The sequence below is a fragment of the Bacillus sonorensis NBRC 101234 = KCTC 13918 genome, from assembly GCF_001592005.1.
Classification (GTDB): domain Bacteria; phylum Bacillota; class Bacilli; order Bacillales; family Bacillaceae; genus Bacillus; species Bacillus sonorensis.
Genome location: NZ_BCVZ01000030.1, coordinates 1 through 18,450 on the forward strand (window position 1 = coordinate 1; position 18,450 = coordinate 18,450).

An 18,450-nucleotide genomic window follows, 5' to 3' on the forward strand; every position below is an offset into this window, starting at 1 on the left:
TTGCGCCTGTTGCGCCTGTTGCTCCGGTTGGACCTGTTGCTCCGGTTGGGCCGGTCGCTCCGGTTGGACCGGTCGCTCCGGTTGGACCTGTTGCTCCGGTCGCTCCGGTTGCGCCTGTTGCTCCGGTTGGGCCGGTTGGACCTGTTGCTCCGGTTGGGCCGGTCACTCCGGTTGGACCTGTTGCTCCGGTCGCTCCGGTTGCGCCTGTTGCTCCGGTTGGGCCGGTTGGACCTGTCGCTCCCGTTGCTCCGGTCGGACCTGTTGGGCCAGTCGCTCCTGTTGGACCTGTTGCTCCGGTCGCTCCCGTTGCTCCGGTTGGACCTGTTGGGCCGGTCGCTCCCGTTGGACCTGTCGGACCTGTTGCTCCGGTCGCTCCCGTTGCTCCTGTTGCTCCCGTTGGACCTGTCGCTCCGGTTGCTCCTGTTGCTCCCGTTGGACCTGTCGGACCTGTTGCGCCGGTCGCTCCCGTTGCTCCGGTTGGACCTGTTGGGCCGGTCGCTCCCGTTGCTCCGGTCGGACCTGTTGCTCCGGTCGCTCCCGTTGCTCCGGTTGGGCCGGTTGGACCTGTCGCTCCCGTTGCTCCGGTCGGACCTGTTGGGCCAGTCGCTCCGGTTGCGCCTGTTGCTCCGGTCGCTCCCGTTGCTCCGGTCGCTCCGGTTGGACCTGTCGGGCCGGTCGCTCCCGTTGCTCCTGTTGCTCCGGTCGCTCCTGTTGCGCCTGTTGGACCTGTCGGACCTGTTGCTCCCGTTGGACCTGTCGGACCTGTTGCTCCCGTTGGACCTGTCGGACCTGTTGCTCCCGTTGGACCTGTCGGACCTGTTGGGCCGGTCGCTCCGGTTGGACCTGTTGGGCCGGTTGGGCCTGTTGGACCTGTTGGACCCGCTACACCAGCGGCCTCTAAAAGCGCTACATCATCTACAACGACATTTGCTGTCCCAGCTTGCGGAAGCGTATTTATCAAAATAAACGCCATCGTAGAACCCGCGGGAGCAGGATCTGTCGTTTGATAAACTTCAAGCCATGTGTTATTTTCCACAACTGGTAATCTATTAAATGGAATATTAACAAAAAGCCCCTGTCCTAGGAAGTTAAATGAACTATCAAAATAAGATACTTGGATCTGTACTTGAGGAGACGGTAAAAAACCTGATTTGGCTAAAGACACAAGAAACTCTAAACCCTCTCCCGCATTAACCGGGGCAAATTGAGCTATAAACGAAACTACATTTCCTCCCAGCAATGTTGCCGACCAAAAACCTGAATGAGAAAATTGAGTAGTGACGAATGCATTTTGGCCAACCCAAGGCGGGAGTGTCCCTGTCTCGAAACCTCCATTAATAACAACATTTCGAATTGACATCTAGGAATTTACCTCCTTTTCATAGATTTGCTTCAATACCTTTTTCAAGTTTGAAGCTAACATATACTATGTTTCCTCAAATAACTTGGTCACGTTATTTTCCATATGGTGAAAACACATTTACAACCGAATCTTGAAATTCCACCTTACAATCATTTAAAAGATATGAAGTAAAACTTTGCTCAAAAATTCCAGAAGAAGGAATCCCAAAAACTTACTTTTCAAAAATACAAGGAGATGCTCTGTTCGAACATCTCCCCTCATTATTAAGGGAATCTAATTATATTCAAATCTCTATTGAATGCTGTTGCAGAAGTTACGTTTGAAGCCGTTGTAACGGCTACTCTTACCGTATATGCAACTGTTGTAGTAGAAAGCACAGTATTAACAAAAGTGCTAGCTAGTGGGAAGCTTTGTGTATACCAGCGGCTGCGAGGCTTCTATTACATTTTCGCGATTGAAGTGAAGCCTCAATTCAAAAATTATATTACTGTTTGCAGTATTTATAGTCTCTACTGCAAGTGCATAATCGACTTTAACATTTTGACCGCTGCTTACAGTTACTTCAGTATTTAGCGGAATAGTTGGCGGATTGTTAGACTGAAATGGAGCCAGAGGTGTTTGTAAAGAAAATTGCTGTTTGCGGGCTGGTTGGACCTGTCGGGCCTTGTGCTCCGATTGGACCTTCTTCTCAATAAGGCGACATCATCCACTAAAATATCCGGTTCCTGCTTGCGGAAGGTTGTTGATTAATATGAATGCCTGAGTGGTGCCTGGCGGAGCCGGTGTTGCCGTTTGATAAATTTCCAGCCGCGTTCTATTTTCGACAGCTGGTATTCTGCTAGAAGGCACAAGCGCAAAAAAGCCGTTCCCAAGAAAATTAAATCGACTGTCAAAATAGGCAACCTGCATCGGTGACTGAGGGCGCCGGAAGAAATCCCGTTTTCGCCAAAGAGGCAAGAAATTCGGCTCCTTCCCCCAACAAATTGTGTAATATACGATGTGAACGTCCCTCCAAACAATCTCGCAGAGAAAAAACCGGAATGCGAAAATTCGCTTGTAACGGTTGTATTTACGCCTACCCAGGGAGCGAGTGTTCCGGTTTCGAAACCGCCGTTTACCATTGCGTTTTGAATGGACATTTTCCCCCCAATTCTTTTTACTCTATTGCTGCAACTATCTTTATTAGATATTGAAGCTTTATATACTATGACCTTTTCTCTCAAGCAGACACGTTATTTAACATGCTATTTTATGGAAAGTGAAACTACCTTTTACAATATGACTTTATTTCATGACCCGGCCAGGATTGCCTACCGCCGTTTTGCCGGCGGGAATATCCTTTGTGATGACCGCGCCTGCCCCGATAACCGCGTGTTCACCGATGACGACTGATGGCAACAGGGTTGCATTGTTTCCGATTTTCGCCCCCCTTTTAATCGTTGGGCCTTTATATTGATAATTGCCCATTCCCATGTATTTATCATTCGATGTTGAACAGCACGGGCCGATGAATACCTCATCTTCTATTTCCATATCAGCGGTGATGTAGCATCCTGTTTGAATAGTCACCCTCCTGCCGATAGTTGTGTTGTTCTCCACCATGGCGTTTCGGCCGATGATGCTGTCTTCTCCGACCGTCACATGTTCGCGGATGCTTGCCATATCCCCCACAAACACGCCTTTTTTCAAACAGACATCCCGATACACCACAGCGCTTGAACCGATAACAACCTGATCTTCAATCGTCAAAGGCATTCCTGTTGATTTCGGCTGCCGCGCCATTTTTTTATTTGAAGCGGTTCCTTTGCCAAGCACGGTCAAATCACCGATTTTTACCCCGTTTCCGATCTGTGTGTCCTTTTTGATGATAGCATGATGGCCAATTGTTACATCATCGCCGATCGTCACATGTTCCTCGATTACAACATGTTCTCCCAATACAACGTTTTTTCCGATCGTTACACTTTTATGAATCATGTTTACGCCCCCATTTTTCATTTCCGTCTTTTGCATCATATTCAATTTGGACGTGATGAGAAACGGCTTCACAAAAAAACACGGCCGCCGATAGGCGGACCGTGCTACTTCTCTCTTCTGGCAAAATCGACAAACCTGAATTTGTCAAGTCTGTGTCTGCTTTCCGTATATTGAAACAGTGTCGTGTCATCAAGGAACACAAAGTTTTTTACAACGACGATTTGCTCGTATCCGTTTAAATCCAAATACTTTTGATCCATTTCCGTGCAAGGTTCAACAACGATTTCTTTGTGGGCATAGCTGATGACAAGGCCGAGTTCTCCCTCAATATATTGATAAATTGAATCCTCGCATATCTCTTTTGTTAAAAGAGGCACGCTTTTCCGGATAAAATAATCTTTGTCAAGAATGACATGCTCTCCGTTGATTTTTCGGGACCTGACAACACGCCATACCTCTTCGTCTTCTTCGATCCGAAGCTGTTTTTGAATGTATGCGTTCGGATGGGTCAAGCCGAACTCATGCACAACTGTACTGGTCTCTCTGCCAAGCGTTTCAGAAAGCTCTTTGAAACTGACAAGGCCGGAAACCGGGAACTGCATTTTTTCTCTATTGAGGACAACGGAACCTTTTCCTTTGATTTTTTGGATGTAGCCATTTTGAGCAAGCAGATTCAACGCTTTTCGAACGGTTTCCCTCGATGTCTCATGCAGATCGGCAAGGTCGTGTTCCGACGGCAAAATATCGCCGGCATTCAGGATGCCCTGATCAATTTGTTCTGTGATTTCTTTATAAATCATGACGTATTTATTGACTTTCATTTTTTACCACCCAGCTTAGTTTAGCATGGTTTGGCCAGATGATAAACTATCGATTGATATGGTCCCACTTTAAAATTTGTGAATTGCCCCGGAATCTCTTCGTCATTCGCAATCAGAACCTTGGCTGAGTATCCCTCACAATCAATATCTTCCGGAAGGCGGAACTCGGTTTCCTTTCCGTAGAAATTGTTGATGACCAGAAGTTTCTCAGTTTTTCCGCTTCTCACATACGCGAAAAGCGCCGGATCGTCTTCAAGAATAAGCTGATAATCTCCGGTTGTGATGATATCGTATTCTTTGCGCAGCTTGTTCAGCTTTTGATAATGGTAAAAAACAGAATCAGGATCGCGCAGCGCTTCTTCGGCATTGATATCTTTGTAATTGTCCGGAATCGGAATCCAAGGCGTCCCCGTTGTAAACCCGGCGTTTTTTCCGGCGTTCCATTGCATCGGCGTCCGCGAATTATCACGGGATTTCGCTTTTAAAATCTCAATGACCTCTTCTTCCGGTATTCCTTTTTCTTTCATCAGCCGGTACATATTTAAAGACTCCACATCCCGGTACAAAGAAATGTCATCAAATTTCGGATTGGTCATTCCGAGTTCTTCCCCTTGATAAATGTAGGGAGTGCCTTGCAGCATATGGATCGCCGTCGCCAGCATTTTCGCCGATTTCTTGCGGTATTTCCCGTCATCACCATAGCGCGAGACGATCCGCGGCTGATCGTGGTTGCACCAGAACAGCGCATTCCAGCCGCCTCCTTTATTCATCTCTGTCTGCCATTCCGAAAGAATCTTCTTCAGCTTTAAGAAATCAAAATCGCTGAGCGTCCATTTTTCCCCGTTTGGATAATCGGCTTTTAAATGATGGAAGTTAAATACCATATCCAGCTCTTGCCTGGTCGGGTTCGTATATTTGATGCAATCGGCGATCGTTGTTGATGACATTTCGCCGACCGTCATACTGTCATATTTAGAAAAGACTTCCCTGTTCATTTCATGCAAAAATTCATGCACCCTTGGACCATCTGTATAAAATTTTCGCCCGTCCCCATTATCATCATCCGGAAAACGCTGATCTTTTGAGATGACGTTAATAACATCAAGCCTGAAGCCGTCTATGCCTTTTTCAAACCAGAAATGCATCATCTCATATACGTTTTTTCTGACTTCTTCATTTTCCCAATTTAAATCAGCCTGTGTGACATCATAAAGATGCAGATAATACTGCCCCGTCTTTTCATCAAACTTCCATGCGGAGCCGCCGAATTTTGACTCCCAGTTCGTCGGCTGGGACCCGTCAGGCTTCGGATCCTTCCAAATATAAAAATCGCGGTAAGGACTGTCTTTCGAAGATGATGCTTCTTTAAACCACCGGTGCTCTGTTGACGTATGGTTGACGACAAGATCCATGATCACCTTCAAGCCGAGCTTGTGCGCTTCCTCCAAAAGCCGCTCAACATCCTCCAATGTTCCATATTCTTCATGAATCCGGTAATAATCACTGATATCATAGCCATTATCGTGTTGAGGAGATTCATAAATCGGCGTCAGCCAAATCACATCACAGCCTAGCTCTTTTATATAATCGAGCTTTTCAATAATCCCCTGAAGATCGCCGACGCCCGTTCCCGTCGTATCATTAAAGCTTTTCGGATAAATTTGATAGACCACAGCTTTTCTCCACCATGGCTGTTGTTTCATGTCCATATTCGTGCACCACCACTTTCTTTCTATATAAAATGGGAAAAGAGACTGCAGCATGCGTCCCAATTCCCCTCCTGTTATTTACGCTTCAGTTTTGCATAGGCGTATGTTCCCGCAAACGGCGCAACCAGCACAATGGCCATTCCGATCGCAAATGCGCCCCAATATTGGCTCATGATCGAGAAAATCCCCGGCACGCCGCCGACTCCGACGGAGCTCGCTAAAACGCCTTGTGATGAAATATACATTCCGGCAAGCCCTGAGCTGACCATCGCGATGATAAACGGAAATCTGTACCGCAGATTCACTCCGAATATCGCGGGTTCGGTAATGCCGAGATAAGCGGAAATACCTGAAGTCAACGAAAGGCCTTTTTGCTTCTCATCCTTGACAATGAACATCATGGCCAGCGCGGCTGAACCTTGAGCGATATTGGATAAGGCCAGCATCGGCCATAAAAATGTGCCGCCCAGCTTGGAGCCGATCAGCTGCAGATCGACCGCCAGGAATGTATGATGCATGCCGGTAATGACGAGGGCGGAGTACAATCCGCCATATAACAGGCCGCCCAGCGCGGCAAATGTTCCGAATACCGCAATAAGGCCTGATGTTAAAACATTCCCGATCGCAAATGTAATCGGCCCGATGATAATAAAGGAAGCAAATCCTGTCACAAGCAGTGTAATCGGAGCGACAACAAGAAGCTGTATGCTCTCAGGCGTCCGTTTTGTTAAAAACAGCTCGATTTTCGCAAGTAAATATGAAGCGAGCAAAATCGGCAGCACCTGTCCCTGGTATCCGACCTTCTGCACTTCAAGGCCGAAAAGGTTCCAAACAGGGATTTCGCCGCTTTGCTCCGCGGCTCCGTATCCCCAGGCGTTCAACAAATCGGGATGAACCAGCATGACGCCAAGCACGATCCCAAGAAGCGGATTGCCGCCGAATCGTTTTACGGCTGACCAGCCGATCAGAGCGGGCAGAAAGGTAAAGGCCGTTCCCGCAATCAAATTAATCATATTGGCAAGATCGGCCCACTGCGGATAAACTTCAACGATCGACTTCCCGCTGAAGAAAATGTCCGATGCCGTTAAAATATTGTTGATTCCCATTAACAATCCCGCTGTTACAATAGCCGGCAGAATCGGTATAAAAATGTCCGCAAGCGTTTTCACAGCACGCTGCAATGGGTTCATATTTTTCTCAGAAGCCTTCTTGACTTCATCCTTGCTGGATTCGCCGATTCCCGTTTCCTTCACCAGCTCTTCATACACTTTATTGACCGTCCCTTGGCCGATCACCACCTGAAACTGCCCGTTCGCTGAAAACGAGCCCTTTACGACATCGATTTGATCAAGTGCCTTTTGATCGACATTGCTTTCATCTATTAAAGCAAATCGCAAACGAGTCACACAATGAGTTGCCGCTGCAATATTTTCCGCGCCGCCGACTGCATCGACAATCTGCCGGGCGGATCTGTTCAGTTCCCCCATGCCAACCCCTCCGTTCTTATACTTGTATATACATGTTACGGTTATATTGTATTCCTGTATATACATGTAGTCAACATATTTTTTGAAGCGTTTTCAAAAATGTAAAACAAAAGGGAAATTCAATCACAAACATGAGAGGCCATGATGAATACGTATGCCATCAAAAAGAACCTGGCTGAACAGTTGCCAAACCGCTGTTCAGCCAGGTTTTCAAAGAAGAACATGCAGATTGATGAGAAGTGAAAAGACGGACCATGCGCTCTATCCGTCACAAGCGTTTCGATGTAATGAGGGCAAAACAAACTTCCGTAATCCATAAAAGTTTTAGGGGTCGCCGCCTGCATTGCCGGGGAAAAAATCCGCGCTTATCCGCATGGCTATGTGGCACACCAGCGTTTTTCTTTCCTTTCATATGCAAGGCAAATCGAGATGCAAAACTTTGCTCTTTTTTCCGAGCGGAGCATGCCTCGCTCATTCTCTATGCTAGCCGCTAAGAATGGTTCATATTTTTCCGGGGCTCATAAGCGCCGCTCTTTGGCCTGATATCTTTCAAATAATACTTTTCTGATGTAAAAAATTCATCATATAAAGACCTGACTTTTCTGCTCAAAAGTAAAAGGGCCGCAATATTTGGAATCAGTATGAAAGCAAGCGCGAGGTCAAGAAATCCCCAAATGGCCTTCGCCCCGCCCGCTGCACCTATGATAATTGCGGCTAAATAAATCACCTTGATCACATGACCGGCGATCCGGCCGAACAGAAACTCAGCTTGCTTAACCCCGTAAAAAATCACAACGGTAATCGTTGATACAACGAAAAAGACGAGTGAGATGGACACGAAGTATCCGCCTCCGCTGCCAAAATAGCTTTTGAAAGCTGCTGCCGTCAGCGCCGCCGGGTTTCGAAGGGCGTTTTCCCCCGTCCACACTCCTGATGAAAGAACGACAAAAGCCGTCGTCGTACAAATCAGCAAGGTGTCAACGACAATGCCGATCACAGACCAGAAGCCCTGCCTTACGGGATGATCGGTCATTGCAGCGGCATGGGCAATCGGCGCCGTCCCCATCCCGGCTTCGTTGGAATAAAGGCCGCGCGCAAATCCCCAGCGGACCGTTTCGGCGATTGCCGCGCCGGCAAACCCGCCTAATGCCGAAGAGGAGGTAAACGCATTCGAAAAGATGAGAGAGAAAAAAGCTGGCACTGATGAAACATTCATGATGACAATCAGGATTCCCGCCCCCACATACACCCCTGCCATCAGCGGCACCACCAGCTCTGTCACTTTTCCAATCCGCTTGATTCCCCCAATGACCACAAGGCCGATCAAAAAAGCAATGACGATCCCTGCGTACATTTTATTGAAAGAGAATGTTTCCGCCAGTGAAACAGATACTGAATTTCCTTGAACCATAATGCTTGGGATCAGTTCGACAATCAGCGCAACTGAAAAGAAGACGCCGAGCCATTTCAGCTTCAGCCCTTTTGTTATGTAATACATCGGCCCGCCGACAAATTCCCCCGCTTTGTTTTTTTCTCTATAATGGACGGCCAGCACACTTTCCGAAAACTTAATTGCCATGGCAAACAGCGCGACCAGCCACATCCAAAAAACGGCTCCTGGACCGCCGAACATAATCGCCGCCGGCACACCGACAATGTTTGCAGCGCCGATCGTTGAACTGAGAGCCGAAGTCAATGCTTGCAGAGGTGTAACCGTCCCCTCTCCCTTCGGCTTTTTGCCGATGCTGCCGATCGTTTGTTTGAACATATAAACGGGATAGCGAAACTGAAAAAATTTCAGCAGAATTGTAAAATAGACTCCTGTCCCCGTCAATAAAACAATTAAAGGCGGCCCCCACAGCCAATCCGAAATACGCTTGACCCATGCTAATGTTTCCATCCTATCACCCTTTTTTCGTTTATGGGTCATTACCACAACCGGAGAAAAATAAAACTTGTCACAAAGCGCCCGATCTGTTTTTAAAAGGCATCTTCTTCCCGCCCCGCTTTCACAGTCCCAAAATGCAACATTGCCGCCGGCAGTAAAAAACAAGAGCAGACATCGGAAAAAACGTCTGCTCTTTATGAACGGCCGAGCCGTTTATATATTTTATCCTTGTAAAAAGCGGATGCAGGCTTGGAAAACATGCCTGTCTTGGCGGCGAGTCTGTCAAGCCTGAGCCGGCTTTCCGTTTTTCTTTTGATGAGCCGCTCGCGCTCATCTTCATCCGTGCATTTGGCGATTAAGTCGTCAATGGTCATCAGCTCTTTTTTCAGCGATGCTTCATCCCCTGCCATACCGGCGTTTTTCAACACCCGGTAAGCCATTCGGAGATCTTCGGGAACATGGGCGGCATCATCCTTTTTAAGCGGTTTGCCCATTCCCGGCAGCCCGTCGAACTCCCCGTCCTTGATCGCCTGCTTAATTCTATCCTCGGAGATGATACTTGAAAAATCCATGGTCTCACCAGCCTTTTTCATACATATAATACATCAGTCTGCCATAAAACCAGGGAACAGCCAATATACAATTGGCACAAAATATTTCCAGTTCGGTTTTCAAAAAGCCAACATCCTTGGATTGATGGGGTTTTCACGGTCTCTTTGCCTGTCTTAGTTTCCGCTTTTCTAAATCGGCATTTCATGGTATATTTTATACATTCGTTTTTTTCTTCGTTCCGATGGTTTTATGCTGATCCGGAAAAAGGAGTGTAACAATGAAAAGATTTATAAAGGAAAGAGGGCTTGCCTTTTTTCTGATAGCCGTTGTATTGCTATGGCTGAAAACATATGCTGCTTATGTGATTGAATTTAATTTAGGAATAACCAACACAGTACAAAAGATTTTGCTTTTTGTGAATCCGATTAGCTCAAGCTTGTTCTTTCTTGGATTGGGACTCTTGTTCAAGAAAAAAATACAGCAGACGGCCATAATAGTGATTCATTTTTTAATGTCTTTTTTACTTTACGCAAACGTCGTCTATTACAGATTCTTCAGCGACTTTATCACGCTGCCTACGATCATGCAGGCAAAAACAAACGGAGGACAGCTCGGGGACAGTATTTTCTCACTCATGCACCCTCTTGATGTCTTTTATTTTATCGATACGATCATTTTGATCGCATTGGCCGTTTTTTATAACAGACCGTCTGAAAAAACGACAAAGCGTCCGTTTAAAATCGTAATGGGTGCAAGCATTCTGGTCTTTCTCGTCAATCTTGCGGTTGCGGAGATGGACCGTCCGGAGCTTCTTACCCGTTCATTCGACCGCAACTATCTTGTGAAATACTTGGGAACATACAACTTCACAATCTATGATGCGATACAAAACATTAAGTCAAACAGTCAGCGCGCCCTGGCCAGCTCCAGCGACGTGACTGAGGTTGAGAACTATATTAAAGCCAATCAGGACAAACCGGACCCTAAATACTTCGGAAAAGCGGAAGGCATGAATGTGGTTTACATTTCAATGGAGTCACTTCAGACGTTCCTGATTGACTACAAGCTTAACGGCAAGGAAGTAACGCCGTTCTTAAACTCGCTGGCTCATGATAATGAAACGTTCTATTTTGATAACTTTTTCCACCAAACTGGACAAGGTAAAACATCAGACGCCGAATTCATGATGGACACCTCGCTGTATCCTTTATCTCAAGGATCGGTGTTCATTAATAAAGCGCAGAACACGCTTCAGTCGGCGCCGGCGATTTTAAAATCGCAAGGCTATACATCCGCGGCTTTCCACGGTAACTACAAAACGTTCTGGAACCGTAATGAAATGTATAAAGCCATCGGATATGACAAATTCTTTGACGCTACGTATTACGATATGAGCGAAGGTAAAACGAAAAACTACGGCTTGAAGGATAAACCGTTCTTTGAAGAATCAATGCCGCTGTTAAAGAGCCTGAAACAGCCGTTCTACACGAAATTTATTACGCTCTCCAACCATTTCCCATTTGAAATGGATGAAGGCGATACAGACTTCCCGGCCGGGGATACCGGCGACAGTGTTGTCGATCATTACTTCCAATCGGCCAACTACATGGATCAGGCGCTTGAACAGTTCTTCAACGATCTGAAAAAGGCCGGATTGTATGACAATACAATCGTCGTCATGTATGGCGACCACTACGGCATTTCGGAAAACCACAATAAAGCGATGTCCAAAGTATTGGGCAAAGACATTACGCCATATGAAAATGCTCAGTTACAGAGGGTTCCGCTGTTTATCCACGCACCTGGGGTCAAGGGAGTTAAATCCCACAAATACGGCGGCGAAGTCGATGTAGCCCCTACCCTGCTTCATTTGATGGGCGTGGATACGAAGGATTACCTGATGAGCGGTTCAGACCTTCTGTCTCCTGAACACCGCGAAGTCATTCCGTTCCGAAACGGCGATTTTGTTTCACCGAAATACACGAAAACGAACGGAAACTATTATGATACGAAGACAGGAGAGCTACTCAACGAAAAAGACATTGACGCGAACGTCGATGAATCGGTGAAAAAAGAGCTTGAAATGTCGGATAAAATCGTCGATGGAGATTTGCTGCGCTTCTATAAACCGAAAGGATTCAAGCCAGTCGATCCAAGCGACTATGATTACACCAATCATCATCCGAAATCATCCGAATCTGACGCATCTTCAACAACGACATCAGATTCCGGACAATAATCAAAAGCACCCGCCTTCAAATGGAAGGCGGGTGTTTTTTCATCTTCAAGCCGTGCTGTTCCTTTTTCGGGAACAGTTATGGTAAGCTTGATTTGGAATATAAAAAAGAAAGCGGGAATGAATTGTGATTGTAAAGAATGACCAAGAGCTGGAAGGGCTCAAAAAAATCGGCAGAATCGTCGCTTTGGCGAGGGAAGAAATGAAGCAAAAAGCCGCTCCCGGCATGAGTACAAAAGAGCTTGATCTGATAGGGAAACAAGTGCTTGAAGCTCATGGAGCCGCTTCAGCTCCGGAAAAAGAGTATGATTTCCCGGGTACGACATGCATCAGCATTAATGATGAAGTGGCCCACGGAATTCCGAGCCAATCCACCATATTAAAAGAAGGAGATTTAATCAATATCGACATTTCGGCTGAATTTGGCGGCTATTACTCAGATACCGGCATTTCATTTGTCTTGGGCAAAGGCGACGAAACCTTGCACAAGCTGTGCCAATGCGCGGAAAGCGCCTTTCAAAAAGGGCTCCTCCAAGCGCGGGCCGGGAAAAAACAAAACCAAATCGGCAGAGCCGTCTACAATGAAGCAAAAGCAAATGGATTCACCGTCATTAAAAACCTGACGGGCCACGGCATCGGAAAAAAGCTTCATGAAGCGCCAAACCATATTTTAAATTACTATGATCCATTTGACAGCGCGCTGTTTAAAAACGGAACCGTGATCGCTTTAGAGCCGTTCGTATCAACAAAAGCCGAGCACACTATCGAAGCCGGCGACGGCTGGACGTTCAAAACGCCCGACGGAAGCTTGGTGGCGCAGATCGAGCATACGATCGTGATCACAAAAGACGAACCGATTATCTTAACACAGCTGGATTAACCGTTCATCCGCCTTTCGGCTTCCCCGCAGCGAATCCAAGTCCGGGTTTTATGTTAAAATAAAAAGCAGCATTGCCGAAAGGAGCATATTCACTCATGTTGTTTGCCATCATCGGAGTAATCTTTTTGATCGAAAGCATATTTTTAACCGTATATGCCCATAAAAAAAAGAACGGTTTTTTAAAATATATCGGGATTGTTCTCAGCATTCTGATTGTTTCCATGATCATCTCCAGTTTGATAAATCATTGAAATCTTCTCTTCAGAGAACAGACCTTGGTTTCAGGACGAAAGGCTCAGTTTTTATCAATTTCCTCTAACCCCTTTTCAACGTTTCGGGATGGATGTTAGAATGCCAATTACATTGAATAATGGAAAGGAGTTTTCTGACATGCATTACGGAAGCAAAGGCTGGTATGTACAGGAATTGAAAAAGCTTGGGATGACGAAGTATGAAGGAAGAAAGCTTCAAAGCTACAAAACGCATTTTCTAGCGAATCTGCTTGACAGCGTGAAAAAATAATCTGCACATTTCAAGCCGCGCCGCTTTACCGGCGCGGCTTTTTTTATGCGCTCAGCTGTTTTTCAAAAGACGCTCTCCAGCTGTCTGACAATGCCTCGACCTCAAGGATTTTCCGAATGGCTGATTGATTGTTGCGGTCATGGTACATCAAATGATTGGCATGTGCGACCGTGATTTCGTGCGCGTCACGGGAAACGAACTGGAGCTGTGAATCGGGCGCAACGATTCCTTCTTCAAGCACCCTGAAATAAAACCCGCTGTAGCCGGTATTCCTCACTTTCAGCACCATATCTTTGACGTTCAGCTTTTTGGCAAGCTTAAAACAGGGCTGCCGCGGCTGGCTTACCTGCACCATAGCTTCTCCAAGCTTGAATATGTCGCCGATGCATACATCGCGTTCCGTCAAGCCTTTTACTGATACATTTTCACCGAACGCTGCCTGAGGAAGCTTTTTCTTCAGCTCGTTTTCCCAATAGGCGTAATGATCCCCCGGATAGACGCACACCGCTTTATCAGCGCCGCCGTGGTGAATGAGGTCAGCCTGCTTGTCCCCCTCGAAATTGGTCCGGCTCAAAAATACGGGGAAGTCGACGGGTTGCTTGAATATTGCCGTCTCTACTTTTTTTCCTTCAAATTCGTATATGTTCGGAGATCCCACATAAATGGAAGAAATCTCGTATTGCCGATTTTCCAAAGTCTCACGTCCTTCCTTTATTTTCATATTGTATCGATTCCTTTCATCCATGTCTATCCCGTGATCGAAAAATGGGAAATATGGTAGCATAGAAGAAAAGGAGGGTTCCCAGAGTGCTTCAATATCGAATCATTGTAGATGGGCGCGTCCAAGGCGTCGGCTTCCGCTACTTCGTGCAAATGGAAGCTGACAAACGCAAATTAACAGGCTGGGTCCGCAACCGCGATGACGGCACTGTTGAAATCCGTGCGGAAGGGCCGGAAGAAAGCTTGAAGCAATTTCTCAAAGCCGTCCAAAAAGGAAGCCCGTTCTCAAACGTGACTGACGTCAAAATCGAAGAAACAAAACAAATTGACGGATACCAAAAGTTTAATATCAGCTATTAAAGCCGCCGATTCGGCGGTTTTTTTCGTAAAGGCTCATATTGGCCTTGACTTATTCGGTCATTCATTTTAGTATTTAGTTAAATAACTAAATACTTAAATTCCAAGGATGTTATTACATGAACCAAACATTTAAAGCTTTGGCTGATCCAACAAGGAGAAAAATATTGAATCTGCTGAAAGAACAGGATTTGACCGCCGGTGAAATCGCCGGGCATTTCCAGATGTCAAAGCCGAGCATCTCCCAGCATTTAAAAATCTTAAAACAGGCCGAACTGATTCAGGATGAAAAAAAAGGGCAATTCATCATCTATTCGCTGAATACGACCATGTTTCAAGACATTATCAGCTGGGCTTTCAGCTTTACTGAACAAACTAGAACAGACGAAGGGGATGCAAAATGAAGAAGCACATCTTTTCACTATCTTTAATTTTGATTAATCTATTGGTTTGGGTGATTGCCTACCCGCATATATCTGATCAAGTTCCCATTCATTGGTCGTCTTCAGGCGAAGTAGACCGGTATGCCTCAAAAATGGAAGCGATGCTGACCGCGATGGGTCTGCTTGTGGTGGTATATATCTTGATGGCTGTGACGCCAAAAGTGGACCCCCGCAAAAAAAACTATCGCATGTTTTCTAAGACGTATGATATTCTCATCAACGCCATGATGGTGCTTTTTTCTCTCATCAATATCTTGATGGTGCTGTCGGGAATGGGATACGACTTGCCGACGAGCAGCATCGTCCCAGTGCTTGTAGGAGCCCTTCTGATCATCATCGGCAATTATCTTCCAAGAGTCCGCCCGAACTTTTTTATGGGAATTAAAAACCCTTGGACATTGAGCAGCGATGCGATCTGGAAAAAAACCCACAGATTCGGGGCGAAAGTATTTACGATTGCAGGAATTTTTATAGCGGCGGACGGTTTGTTTACGATCGGCGAAAATGTGATACTGCCTATTATTTTGCTTACCGTTATTGCACCATATGTCTATTCCTATATGCTATTCCGAAAAGAAAATGGCATGAATGGATGATTTTTTATGAAAGGCTGGATATGTATCAATCCGGCCTTTTTTGATTGTTTGGCAGCATCTGCTGGAACATTTGGTCAATACGGCTTCTGTCATTTTCCAATACCCATTGGTTCAGCCGGCTGTAAAGCGGCAGCAGTTCTTCTTTTTGAACGGCAATGACGTCGCATCCGCTGTCATCATATAAGTGGAAAATCATCTTACGCGCCACATTCACAACATAAATCTCGACATCATACCCCTTGTTTACAAAATCTTTGTCGCAAATGAATGACAGCAACTGTCCGAATCGGATATCAGCCTTTGTACAAGGAAGCAGATAACGATGGTTGTACGGAGCATTCTGCCTGTGCTGCAATTTCCTTAAAACGGCTTTATGTTTCACATATTTTTTAAAGAGGTTGGTCTGCTTTTTTTGCTGCAGGGATACATCTGCGACAAGCATCATTTCATCCGTGTCTGAGAAAACTTGAGTGAAAATCGTAAGGCTTCTTTCTTTGATTTGGCGAAGATTGTCAGCTTCTGCATGATCCGCCCAAGGCATGGAGATTTCAAAACGGATGCCGTATGGCCAGTTGTAGAATAACGGCGGTCTTAAAGCGATTCCCTCAATATGCTCATTCAAGTATTTGTCAATGGCATTCATATGCAGCTCCTTTTTGTGACATACAAGAAGGCTGCCCGGACATTCGGACAGCCGCATTGGGATTTTATTTGAGTCCTTTTTGAATCGCCTTCCAGAAAGACGCCGATTCATGCCCCAGCGCGTAAACGGATACGCCGGCGATTTTATACTGTTTTGCCAGACGGCTTTTCGCTTGAATCGTTTTTTCATCTTCATACCAAACGACATGCTTATGTTTTCTGCCATCCTTGTAGGAGAACGTCATCGAACCGGATTTTTTATTGTAAACAGGCTTTGCCTTCACCTTCTTTTTGAGCGCTTGAAGCTCATTCCACTGCAGCATTTTGCTGTTATGTTGATCGGTTAGATCCCAGTCGTTTCCGTAAGACGGAATCCCCATAATGACTTTATTGGCTTTGATCGTTTTGACCGCGTATTTTAAAGTGCCTTTGATCCAGTTCGTGCTGGCGACAGAGCCAGGGCTGCTCCACACGCCGTGTTCATCGTATGTCATCACTTGCACATAATCTGCGTATTTTCCGATTTTCGCATAGTCGAATGGCCAGCTCCAATCATCTTGCCGGTGATCTGCGCTTTTCGCCGGCACTGACACCATCGTTTTGATTTTATGCTTTTTCAGAGTGTTTGCAACATATTGGATCAGGCTTGAATACTTTGCCCGATCCCCCGGCTTTACGGCCTCAAAATCGATATTGATTCCGGTAAACGATTGTTTTTTAGCCAGCTTTACGAGCTGATCCGCAAAGTGTTTGCGCGCGGTTTTGTTTGTCATGACGCGGGAAGCCAGGTTTCCGTCGAAATTTTGAATGGCTTCATTATAATTGGAAATGACCGCCCACGTTTTTATTTTTTGCATATGATAACTGTTTTTTCGGCGTCTCTCCGATGATGTTTCCTTTTTGGTCAAAAGCATACGTATCAGGAGCGATCGCGTTAAGATAGCTATGATAAGACGTCAATGAGTGATATGATGCCCCATCGCCTGTCGTATAGCCGAGGACGATGTTTGATCCTTTTGCTTCTGCTCCCGTAAACGCCGTCATGGACAACATGACAGCCAGCACGGCGACCAGCCAAACATGCTTTTTCATTCTAGTACTCTCCCTTGTGCATTTACTGATTGATATATGGCTTTTCTTGATAAAAATAATTCGGTGTTACGGTTTTATTCTCATAATGGCTGTGGAAAATATGAGTCGATGCCGGCGACAGCGGCGGAATCAGCCAGGTCCAGCTCGCTGTCAGCTCTCGTCCCGCTTCAGCTTCCTGCTCTTCAAAACGCTTAAACTGGCTTGCCGCCGTATGGTGGTCAACGATGCTGACGCCTGCCTCTTTGTATGAATGAAGGACTGCCCTGTTCAGTTCAACAAGCGCCTTGTCTTTCCACAATGAAGCATTCCGTTCTGTATCAAGCCCCATTATGCCGGCCACTTTGTCAAGCATGTTGTAGCGGTCTTCATCGGCGAGATTGCGCGCTCCGATTTCGGTCCCCATATACCAGCCGTTAAAAGGAGCTGCGTTATAATGAATCCCTCCGACCTCTAGCTTCATATCGGCTATAATCGGCACACCGTACCACTTCAACCCCAAACTTTTGAAGCCTTCAATCTCCGGATGTTCAATCCGGACCTCTTTGACGATTTCACGAGGCAGCTCATACCACACAGGTGGACGTCCATCTATTTGAAAAACAAGCGGCAAAACGTCAAAAGGCGTACCTTCGCCTTTCCAGCCGAGCGCTTCACACGCTTTTGTCAATTCCAATGACGCCGGATCGCCGATGACGCCTTGCTCAGTTTCATACCCCGCATACCTGATCAGCTGATGGTTCCAAATAGACACTTTTTTTTGCCCGTTTTGTTCCGGGGGGAAAACCGTAATGAACGGTCTGATTTTCCCTCCGTTTGTTGCAAGCTGAATATGGCGAAAAAGCGCATCCCGCACCTCTGCCTCGGTTTGAACGCCTCTTTGATCGATGACAGTAAGAGAGTTCCAAAACAGCCTGCCGATGCAGCGGCTGCTGTTTCTCCACGCCATTCTGGCTCCATGTTCGATTTCTTCCTTTGTATGTATATAGCTGCCTGTTCTGATGATGTCCTCTCGTATGATATGTAAACGCGACTTGATTTCAGCCTCGGATTTAGCCAATTCTCCGTAGCACAGCTCAATGAAGTTCTTTGCTTCTGTCCAAAGCTCTTCATTAATTTCCAAATGACCCCTCTCCTTCCTGCTCCCAATGATTCTTATTGTATCGGT

At 46.1% G+C, this 18,450-nt stretch carries 18 protein-coding genes and 1 pseudogene; 7 read left to right on the forward strand and 12 right to left on the reverse strand.

Annotation, left to right across the window (positions count from 1 at the left end; all coding sequences use genetic code 11):
* The 8 genes from BTR1S_RS20305 to BTR1S_RS20340 form a co-directional block, all read right to left on the reverse strand.
* On the reverse strand, window positions 1–1,360 hold a 1,360-nt coding region (locus BTR1S_RS20305; protein WP_176572979.1), incomplete at its 3' end, for an NTTRR-F1 domain.
* Window positions 1,361–2,109: 749 nt separating this feature from the next.
* Entirely contained in the window at window positions 2,110–2,502 is a 393-nt protein-coding gene (locus BTR1S_RS20310) for an NTTRR-F1 domain (RefSeq protein WP_029419853.1), read from the reverse strand.
* A gap of 145 nt (window positions 2,503–2,647) precedes the next feature.
* Window positions 2,648–3,340, reverse strand: coding sequence for an N-acetyltransferase (locus BTR1S_RS20315; RefSeq protein ID WP_029419854.1), 693 nt, complete (start codon window positions 3,338–3,340; stop codon window positions 2,648–2,650).
* 104 nt (window positions 3,341–3,444) lie between these two features.
* The gene (treR, locus tag BTR1S_RS20320) at window positions 3,445–4,161 is read right to left on the reverse strand and encodes a trehalose operon repressor (protein ID WP_029419855.1); all 717 of its coding nucleotides are present in this window, start codon (window positions 4,159–4,161) and stop codon (window positions 3,445–3,447) included.
* A gap of 20 nt (window positions 4,162–4,181) precedes the next feature.
* Window positions 4,182–5,870 carry an alpha,alpha-phosphotrehalase gene (gene treC, locus BTR1S_RS20325; RefSeq protein WP_029419856.1) on the reverse strand — a complete coding sequence of 563 codons (1,689 nt, stop codon included), beginning with the start codon at window positions 5,868–5,870 and terminating at the stop codon, window positions 4,182–4,184.
* A 74-nt stretch (window positions 5,871–5,944) separates the two neighbouring features.
* Window positions 5,945–7,357, reverse strand: a complete 1,413-nt coding sequence (gene treP / locus BTR1S_RS20330; protein WP_006637429.1) for a PTS system trehalose-specific EIIBC component — start codon at window positions 7,355–7,357, stop codon at window positions 5,945–5,947.
* Window positions 7,358–7,847: 490 nt separating this feature from the next.
* On the reverse strand, window positions 7,848–9,257 hold the full coding sequence (locus BTR1S_RS20335) for an alanine/glycine:cation symporter family protein (RefSeq protein ID WP_029419857.1): 1,410 nt from the start codon (window positions 9,255–9,257) through the stop codon (window positions 7,848–7,850).
* 182 nt (window positions 9,258–9,439) lie between these two features.
* Window positions 9,440–9,817, reverse strand: coding sequence for a DnaJ family domain-containing protein (locus BTR1S_RS20340; RefSeq protein ID WP_006637427.1), 378 nt, complete (start codon window positions 9,815–9,817; stop codon window positions 9,440–9,442).
* A 257-nt stretch (window positions 9,818–10,074) separates the two neighbouring features.
* Here BTR1S_RS20340 and ltaS point away from each other — a divergent pair, with 257 nt between their 5' ends.
* The 4 genes from ltaS to BTR1S_RS22260 all read left to right on the forward strand — a co-directional run bounded on the left by ltaS (window position 10,075) and on the right by BTR1S_RS22260 (window position 13,435).
* Window positions 10,075–12,036: a lipoteichoic acid synthase gene (ltaS, locus tag BTR1S_RS20345; protein WP_006637426.1), complete on the forward strand. Its 1,962-nt coding sequence runs from the start codon at window positions 10,075–10,077 to the stop codon at window positions 12,034–12,036.
* Window positions 12,037–12,160: 124 nt separating this feature from the next.
* Window positions 12,161–12,913, forward strand: a complete 753-nt coding sequence (gene map / locus BTR1S_RS20350; protein WP_006637425.1) for a type I methionyl aminopeptidase — start codon at window positions 12,161–12,163, stop codon at window positions 12,911–12,913.
* A gap of 95 nt (window positions 12,914–13,008) precedes the next feature.
* Window positions 13,009–13,164, forward strand: coding sequence for a hypothetical protein (locus BTR1S_RS23470; RefSeq protein ID WP_087962499.1), 156 nt, complete (start codon window positions 13,009–13,011; stop codon window positions 13,162–13,164).
* A gap of 139 nt (window positions 13,165–13,303) precedes the next feature.
* Window positions 13,304–13,435, forward strand: a complete 132-nt coding sequence (locus BTR1S_RS22260) for a YflJ family protein (RefSeq protein ID WP_006637423.1) — start codon at window positions 13,304–13,306, stop codon at window positions 13,433–13,435.
* Window positions 13,436–13,478: 43 nt separating this feature from the next.
* Here BTR1S_RS22260 and BTR1S_RS20360 read toward each other — a convergent pair whose 3' ends face one another.
* Window positions 13,479–14,129 carry an MOSC domain-containing protein gene (locus BTR1S_RS20360; protein ID WP_029419858.1) on the reverse strand — a complete coding sequence of 217 codons (651 nt, stop codon included), beginning with the start codon at window positions 14,127–14,129 and terminating at the stop codon, window positions 13,479–13,481.
* Between the two features lie 113 nt (window positions 14,130–14,242).
* Here BTR1S_RS20360 and BTR1S_RS20365 point away from each other — a divergent pair, with 113 nt between their 5' ends.
* The 3 genes from BTR1S_RS20365 to BTR1S_RS20375 all read left to right on the forward strand — a co-directional run bounded on the left by BTR1S_RS20365 (window position 14,243) and on the right by BTR1S_RS20375 (window position 15,551).
* Window positions 14,243–14,515 carry an acylphosphatase gene (locus BTR1S_RS20365; RefSeq protein ID WP_006637421.1) on the forward strand — a complete coding sequence of 91 codons (273 nt, stop codon included), beginning with the start codon at window positions 14,243–14,245 and terminating at the stop codon, window positions 14,513–14,515.
* A 116-nt stretch (window positions 14,516–14,631) separates the two neighbouring features.
* Window positions 14,632–14,916: an autorepressor SdpR family transcription factor gene (locus BTR1S_RS20370; RefSeq protein WP_006637420.1), complete on the forward strand. Its 285-nt coding sequence runs from the start codon at window positions 14,632–14,634 to the stop codon at window positions 14,914–14,916.
* Window positions 14,913–15,551 carry an SdpI family protein gene (locus tag BTR1S_RS20375; protein ID WP_006637419.1) on the forward strand — a complete coding sequence of 213 codons (639 nt, stop codon included), beginning with the start codon at window positions 14,913–14,915 and terminating at the stop codon, window positions 15,549–15,551. The genes BTR1S_RS20370 and BTR1S_RS20375 overlap by 4 nt, the downstream gene beginning before the upstream one ends.
* A gap of 25 nt (window positions 15,552–15,576) precedes the next feature.
* On the opposite strand, the gene BTR1S_RS20380 is transcribed toward BTR1S_RS20375, so the two are convergent.
* From BTR1S_RS20380 to BTR1S_RS20390, 3 genes and pseudogenes are all read right to left on the reverse strand, one after another.
* Window positions 15,577–16,194, reverse strand: coding sequence for a DUF3885 domain-containing protein (locus BTR1S_RS20380; protein WP_029419859.1), 618 nt, complete (start codon window positions 16,192–16,194; stop codon window positions 15,577–15,579).
* Window positions 16,195–16,258: 64 nt separating this feature from the next.
* Window positions 16,259–17,285: pseudogene (locus BTR1S_RS20385) on the reverse strand (glycosyl hydrolase family 18 protein).
* Between the two features lie 22 nt (window positions 17,286–17,307).
* Window positions 17,308–18,405: a nitric oxide synthase oxygenase gene (locus BTR1S_RS20390; RefSeq protein ID WP_006637417.1), complete on the reverse strand. Its 1,098-nt coding sequence runs from the start codon at window positions 18,403–18,405 to the stop codon at window positions 17,308–17,310.
* Window positions 18,406–18,450: the final 45 nt, after the last annotated feature.